We start from the raw sequence: 6,867 nt of genomic DNA, 5'->3' as shown, positions 1-6,867 counted from the left end.
GCCTCGTTTCAGTAATGCCTTGTTTTATTGTACTTGCAATGCTCATGACGAACCCCCAATACATAATCCGGGTTTAATCATAGCCTGCTGAACGTTAGTTTTTACCGCACTGAAATTATTGTAATATAAAGTGTCTTAGAGGCTGTAAAATAAATATTTACAGCCTTTTCTTAACCTTCATGTTTCTATCTATGCCCTGAAGGAATGGCCTTTCAATCGGTTCCATGATGCCTAAACCTTATTTTTTATAGGGATATTAAATTTACATCCGGTTACGTATGGATACAAAAAATTATGTAACTTACATTATAATTGTATTCAACGTTAGTCGTCTAAATATAAATGTATTACTCATTATATAGCTACCCATGATGTAAAAGTTAACTGCACTATAAATTTAAGTTTGTTTTATCAATGTAACTAATAGCGTATGGAACTACAGAATATAAAAAAGAAGACTTTTGGAACCTTTGCTGGAGTATTTACACCCACAACACTTACAATTTTAGGGGTAATCATGTACATCAGACAACCTTGGGTTGTTGGCAATGCAGGAGTTATAGGGGCTTTGGCTATCGTTTTATTGTCTGTGGCAATTACATTTACAACAGCTCTTAGTTTATCTTCAATTACTACCAATGTAAGGATAGGCAGTGGTGGAGCTTTTAGTCTTATTTCACAATCGTTGGGTTTGGAAATAGGTGGAGCAATTGGGATTCCTTTTTATTTTGCTCAGGCTATTGCAGTGGCTATGTATATTTTTGGATTTCGTGAGGGGTTGCAAACGCTTACTCCGGATGTAAATCCGTTTATTCTTGATATTGGTATATTTTCCCTTGTTTTAATTATTGCTTTTATCAGTACCAGTTTTGCCTTTAAAATTCAATATGTTATCCTTGGTGTTATTTTGCTGTCTTTGGTATCCATTTATGGTGCACTATTAACCAATGAATTGAATTATAGCATTGAATGGTTTGGAAAGTATTCAGGTTCGATAGAAAATAATTTTAATGGCTCCTCTTTTTGGATTGTTTTCGCTGTTTTCTTTCCTGCAGTAACGGGTGTAATGGCAGGAGCAAATATGTCTGGTGATTTAACAAATCCGCGAAAAAGTATTCCCATTGGAACCATATCTTCAGTTATTATTACCACTATAATTTATATTAGTTTGATTTTTGTGGCAGCTCTGATTGCTACTCCTGAAGAATTGGCCGGCAATTATAATGTATTTATAGATAAGGCATTATATTCCCCAATCGTGTTAGCCGGTTTATTAGGAGCCACACTTTCTTCAGCATTAGGTTCTTTTGTGGGAGCACCAAGAATTCTATTAGCATTGGGTGAAAAAAGAATTTTACCTCAAAGTCAAAGATTAGCTAAATTATCCAGTAAGGGAGAGCCTGTAAATGCAATGTTAATCACAGCTGTAATTGTAATAATAGGTATCTTCTTGCGAAATTTGAACACCATTGCACCTATTCTTACCATGTTCTTTATGATTACCTATGCAATGGTAAATATTGTAGCGTTGGTTGAGCAATCGTTGGGTTTGCCAAGTTACAGACCCACCCTTAAGATCCCACTCTTTGTTCCGGCAATTGGTGCTTTGGGATCCATTGCTATAATGTTTGTAATGAATGTAATTGTTGCTTTATTCTCATTAGTTTTTATCGTGTTTTTTTACCTCTATCTGGTGAAAATGAATATAAAATCAGCAGCAGGAGATTCCAGAAGCGGACTATTTACGGCACTGGCAGAGTGGGCAACCAAAAAAACAAACAATTTAAGACAGGAAAGGGAGGTTAGATCATGGCGACCTGATTTATTGATGCCTGTTAGTATGCCCAAAGAGCTTCGAAGCTCTTTTAAGCTGATTCATTCCATCATTTATCCTAAAGGTTCGATAAAAATTTTGGCCTTACGAAATGTAAATGAAATTGAACAAAAAAACCTGGAGAATTTCCTTAAAAATGCAGTTAAAAAATTTAAGGAAAGTGAACTGTCTGTCTCTTATACTACAATTGATAATACTGATTTTAATACCACTGTAAATGTGAGTATGCAGTCCTTAAATGCGGCCTTTTTTAAGCCGAATATAATCTTTGCAAGTATTGATACCTCTACCTCTAATTTGAATTATTATAACAATCTTTTATTGGATGCCAAGAAAAATAATTTTGGTCTGATTATTTATATCCCCTTTTCAACCGCCAGTTTGGCCATAGAAAAAAGTATTAATTTATGGATTACTAATGTTCCTGAAGACTGGAAGGAATCATTTAATATCAATAATAATGACCTATCTACCTTAATTTCTTTGTTGATTTGTAGGAACTGGAAAGGAAATATTGAAGTTCATATCATGAATAACAACCGTAAAATGGAGTTTTCAAAGACGGATATAGAAGATCTACATACAATGGTGAGATTTCCCAAGAATACTACAATATCTATAAATCAGGGTGAGTTACTGGATAATGTAATTAGGGAAAGAAATACTGATGTGAATATCTTTAACGTGGAGGAGGGTATGTTAGTTGAAGATATGGTTAAACTGGTAAATCATTCACGCATTTCAGCCATTTTCTGTGTCGATTCTGATTTTGAAAATGTGTTAGTCTAAAAGTATGACTTACACAAACATAAGTTATGTTGTGCTTGTTGACTTTTAGTTAAGGACTATTGTCAATAATCGTTATCGCCTATAAATCAAATTTTATTTTATCATGTATGATTCATACAGTCGATGAGTAGGTGTTGGTTATCTAACGACATACGCAAAGGTATTTTAGTCCTTGGCTGTTTAAGTATAGATGTACTGACATTTCCCATGTCTATTAGGCAGTGCTTGAAAGCTGCATTTCAATTAGCCTGAAGATTTTATTGTCCTTGGGCTTGTTTTTTATCACGTGGGTAATTAGCTCATTAAAATCATCATCGGTAATCTCATCGATTACATGCATTAGTTCAAGGATAAATCCCCATGTTCTCAGAGATATGGTAAGTTCAGCGGCATTATCGCATACATGTTTAAATAAACCAACCATAGATTCGTATGCACTGAATCTATTGGCCAAAGTAAACACATGGTATTCAATCATAGCTAACGATATGTCTGCTATTTGTGCATCCAAGTTTTGGGACTTCGATTTTTCCAAAGCGAGGTATTGTTTTGATTCTTTGAATACTTCGATACTTCACCTGATGCTGTATACTTCATACGCTTTTAGTATCCCGAGTTTAGTATTGGATGTCGCCAACAAGTGAATCTTTCCCCGTTTGCTTGTTATGCAGAAAAACAGGTTCAATGTTTTTTCTTTTTCGACCTTTTTTCTGCACTTGAGGAGTTCTTACCAGCTTCGATACTTTGTGACAATGGATGTTTGGTAAACCTATATACATTGGGCAGTGAGTGTAACGGAAACACTAACAAGGCCAACAACAAATCCCCTTTGCGAAGGGTGGACCGTAGCATGTCCTGACCACCAGGGCTCAATCTGTTCAAATGTAACGACCTGTATAGTTCCATTATCCTGTAAATTCCTTTTTCACTTGAAGCAAAAAATGCATTAAATAACCTGGATATCACAATTTCTCTTTCAGAAACAGATACTAATTCTTCTAATGTCATATCACTCCACCCGGTTATGTGGCCAACGTATTCACGAAGTTTTTTTAAAGTCAGCATGCTTTGGCCAGGTTCTGCTACAAAAATACAAATATCCAAAGTGTCCGTTAAACTCCACGACTTCTGCAATACAACAAATGCTCTTAGTTTATTGCTATCAAAAGGGATTGGTTCTAAAGGCTCTCGTATGCCATAAGGGAATATAGGAAAGTTATCTGCACCTCCAAAAGCATCAGGATCCGTGTTGGGCTCACACAGAAAGCAATGGTCGTGTTCAACAACAATGTGGTCGGCTCCATTCGGTGAGACCACATAGGCTAGTCCAACATTCCATTTACCGCGAGGTTCGTGTGCTGCAAAGTCCATTTTTTTGGATGTCATACAATATTTGTTGGCTTCCATGCCGAATTTTTCAGCTGCCAGATAACTTCCTGCTACTAGTATGTCACCAATGCCTTCTCGTTTGGCAATCATCTCTATAATTTTAAAAGCGCGTCTGCATAAGCAAATTCTAATGTCAAACCTCCAGTATCTTCCTTTGTAATAATTCCTTTTTCGTAACTTTCCATGGCAAAACCAATGGTCATCCCTGTTCCAATGGAATCTAAACCATATTTTCACCTCCAGGTCCGGTTTGTAATACCTTGGCTTTTTTAATGCCCAGTCCTCACGGATAGTATCTTGTGCCGGTCCGGTTTCCTTTCCCTATAAATGGGAGGCATCTTTTATTTCTACCTGATCATCAACAATACTGATATAGCAAGGGGTATCTGCTTTTCCTTCTAAAATGATCGCATCATATCCGATAAATTTTAATTGGGGTCCCAAAAATCCTTATCCTTCAGAACTACCAAAACCATCGGTAAGAGGAGATTTAGCACTAACAGTAAAAAGTGAGTTGCCGGCAATAGGCCAACCTGTAATTACACTTAAGGCAACAATTACCTTGTTGTCTGAACCAAATGGGTCACAGTCTTTGCCTACTTCTTTCAATAAAAAGTAGGCCGCTATAGTCTTTCCACAAAAAAAATCTAAAAAATGCTTCGCCTGGTTGTTCAATTTTAATGTTGCGATCTGTTAGATTGATCCTTAAAATTTATTTCTAAAAGCCGGATGTCATGGTAGTTTTGTATTAATTCGTCAAGCCATTTAATTAAAGATAAAATTAAGGTAGGTCACGCAGTAAAAATCCATGTATTTTACCTAGTTATTACACAATTTTACCTTTTGCAATAACTTGAGCTTACTTTTGTTACTGATAGCTAAATTAATTGTTGCCTATCTTTATCCATGAAATGTGATGTGTTTACGATGTTATTAGGGGGTGAAAATCCTTAAAAAAAGGGGAGTATAAGTTTTGTATATAAGTTCCCACTTGGTAATTGTATTTATAGATGTACATTTAAAATTTGTACCTTAATTAACAACTATGCGTCATTCATATTGGATTTTATTGTTTTTAGGATTTTTATTATTCACACCTGCTAAAGCCAAACAAAAACCGAATGTAATCATTGTCATCACTGATGATCAAGGTTATGGAGATATCGCTGCCCATGGCAATCAGATAATCAAAACACCACATTTGGATAAGTTACACTCAGAAAGTATTCGACTAACTAATTTTCATTCCGGAACTACTTGTGCACCGAGTCGTTCTGGATTAATGACGGGTGTTCATGGGCATCGTGCCGGAGTGTGGCATACCATTGCCGGGTGTAACATTTTACGGGAGAAATATACCGCGATGCCACAGGTTTTCAAAAACAATGGTTATGCCACTGCAATGTTTGGTAAATGGCATTTGGGAGATGCTTATCCTTACCTGCCCGAGAATAGAGGGTTTGAAGAAACTGTTTGTCATGGAGCCGGGGGAATAGGGCAAACACCGGATTTCTGGGATAATGATTACTTTGATGATACCTATATGCACAATGGAAATCCTCAGAAATACAAAGGTTATTGTACGGATGTATATTTTGCTGAAGCCTTAAAGTATATAGAAGAAAAGAAGGATAAGCCATTCTTTGTGTATATCTCGACCAATGCACCGCATGGGCCATTAAATGTGCCGGAAAAGTATTACAGAATGTATGAGAATGAAAACAAAATCAATGCGCAACAAAAGGCTTATTATGGTATGATAACCAACATAGATGACAATGTAGGGATGCTGGAAAAAAAGTTAGTTGAATTGGGGCTGACGGATAATACTATTTTGGTTTTTACTACGGATAACGGAACGCAATATGGCTATCGGAATATAAAGGGACAAGAGTTTGGATATAATGCAGGCATGAAAGGTTTAAAAGGTTCAGCTTATGATGGAGGGCATCGTGTTCCTTTCTTTATTCGATGGAACCAAGGAGGTATTAAAGGAGGTAAAGACGTGGAGAGCCTGGTGATGAACTATGATGTTCTGCCTACGTTTGTTGGATTATGTAACTTGAGAAAAAAAGGAGTGCAGGATTTTGATGGACGAAATATAGAGGCTGTTTTAAAAGATGAAACGATCAGCTTGCCACAGCGATATGCTGTTGTGGATAAAAATAAAACACAGCAACCGGTAAAATGGAAAATGTGTTCTGTTATGGATGAGGAATGGCGATTGATTAATGGAAAAGAATTGTATAACATTAACAAGGATGTTGGTCAGATAAAGGATATAGCAGCGCAATATCCCGAAAAAGTAAAAGCTATGAGAGATGCCTATGAAAAGTGGTGGGACTATGTGTCTGAAGATTTTTCATATTTCGAGGCTTATAAAATTGGTGGTGGACAGAGCAATGAAGTTGTAATTACGGTTCATGATTTACATACAGCATCTCCGGTAGCCTGGTCGCAAGAGTTAATACGAAACCCATTAAACGGCAAAAAGCCGGCTTTATCAGAAGGATATTGGATGGTTGATGTTCAGGAGGAGGGAGAATACGAGATTGCTTTAAGACGCTGGCCAAAGGAAAGTGTTTATTCTTTCAATGAGGAGGTGCCACAATTGGGTATGGATAAACCCTGGTATTTTTCCCGTCCTAAAGGATTAAAGTTAAATATTAATCAGGCAAGTCTTCACATAGGAAATGTAAGTGAGGTATCACAAGTTGATATGAAAAAGGAAGAAGTTAAGTTTAAGGTGCACTTAAATAAGGGGCGTTCTAAATTAGAAGCTAATTTTAAAACAGAGGACGATAATTCCTTTTCCGCCTTTTATGTTTATATAAATAAAATATAGTATTGTTATA

Annotated in this window: 3 protein-coding genes and 2 pseudogenes; 2 read left to right on the top strand and 3 right to left on the bottom strand. The window is 36.3% G+C overall.

What is annotated here, in order from left to right:
* The first annotated feature begins 430 nt into the window (after positions 1-430).
* Positions 431-2,623: an amino acid permease gene (locus tag ACRD64_RS12500; protein WP_430933708.1), complete on the top strand. Its 2,193-nt coding sequence runs from the start codon at positions 431-433 to the stop codon at positions 2,621-2,623.
* A 214-nt stretch (positions 2,624-2,837) separates the two neighbouring features.
* Here ACRD64_RS12500 and ACRD64_RS12495 read toward each other — a convergent pair whose 3' ends face one another.
* The 3 genes and pseudogenes from ACRD64_RS12495 to ACRD64_RS12485 all read right to left on the bottom strand — a co-directional run bounded on the left by ACRD64_RS12495 (position 2,838) and on the right by ACRD64_RS12485 (position 4,687).
* Complete coding sequence (locus tag ACRD64_RS12495) at positions 2,838-3,158, bottom strand: hypothetical protein (protein ID WP_430933707.1); 321 nt, start codon at positions 3,156-3,158, stop codon at positions 2,838-2,840.
* Positions 3,159-3,304: 146 nt separating this feature from the next.
* Positions 3,305-4,197, bottom strand: a pseudogene (locus ACRD64_RS12490) (aldehyde ferredoxin oxidoreductase C-terminal domain-containing protein).
* Positions 4,198-4,333: 136 nt separating this feature from the next.
* Positions 4,334-4,687 (bottom strand): annotated as a pseudogene (locus ACRD64_RS12485) (aldehyde ferredoxin oxidoreductase N-terminal domain-containing protein).
* A 370-nt stretch (positions 4,688-5,057) separates the two neighbouring features.
* Here ACRD64_RS12485 and ACRD64_RS12480 point away from each other — a divergent pair.
* Complete coding sequence (locus ACRD64_RS12480; protein ID WP_430933706.1) at positions 5,058-6,857, top strand: arylsulfatase; 1,800 nt, start codon at positions 5,058-5,060, stop codon at positions 6,855-6,857.
* Positions 6,858-6,867 lie beyond the last annotated feature (10 nt).

The sequence above is a fragment of the Saccharicrinis sp. 156 genome (genome assembly GCF_050589685.1).
Taxonomy (GTDB): Bacteria; Bacteroidota; Bacteroidia; order Bacteroidales; family Marinilabiliaceae; genus Saccharicrinis.
This window is presented reverse-complemented; position numbering and strand designations above follow the sequence as displayed.